This is a genomic window from Pseudoalteromonas sp. S554 (assembly GCF_005930865.1).
In the GTDB taxonomy this organism is placed as follows: Bacteria; Pseudomonadota; Gammaproteobacteria; order Enterobacterales; family Alteromonadaceae; genus Pseudoalteromonas; species Pseudoalteromonas marina.
Genome location: NZ_PNDV01000169.1, coordinates 1 through 661 on the forward strand (window position 1 = coordinate 1; position 661 = coordinate 661).

At 41.5% G+C, this 661-nt stretch carries 1 protein-coding gene; it reads left to right on the forward strand.

From position 1 onward, the window contains the following. Positions 1–106: 106 nt before the first annotated feature. The coding region (locus tag CWB65_RS19510) for a flagellin N-terminal helical domain-containing protein (RefSeq protein ID WP_138741288.1) at positions 107–661 on the forward strand (555 nt) is incomplete at its 3' end.

A 661-nucleotide genomic window follows, 5' to 3' on the forward strand; every position in this document is an offset into this window, starting at 1 on the left:
AAAAAATTAAAGTATATTTTAGTGATGCCGATAACTTAATTGAAACAGGAATCACAGGCACTTTTTCAGCTTGATTCCCATCTAGTTAAATTATTAGGAGGCTATCATGGCTTTAAGTGTAAATACTAATGTAATGTCGTTAAACTCACAGCGTAACTTATCAAATTCGACCAATGATTTATCAAAGTCATTTCAGCGTTTATCATCGGGGCTACGTGTAAACAGTGCCGCTGATGATGCTGCCGGTTTGCAGATTGGCACGCGGTTAACAGCACAAACAAATGGCCTTGACCAAGCTGCTAGAAATGCAAATGATGCTATCTCTGTTGCGCAAACGGCGGAAGGAGCTTTAGATGAAACCACTAACATGCTTCAACGTATGCGTGTTTTGTCTATCCAGGCGGCTAATGGGTCAAACTCTGATTCAGACCGAGGAGCTCTTGACAAAGAGTTTACTGAATTGAAAGCCGAGATAGACAGAGTTTCTGACGATACTACTTTCGGTGGAGAGAATCTTTTAGATGGTTCATATGACGCTGATTACCAGGTGGGTGCAGATGCTAATCAGGTCATAAACCTAAAAATCACTACCGATATGAATACTACCGGCTTAGCTCTTTCTGGGGTTACGCTTAGTAGTGCTGCTAATGCTCAGTTAGCG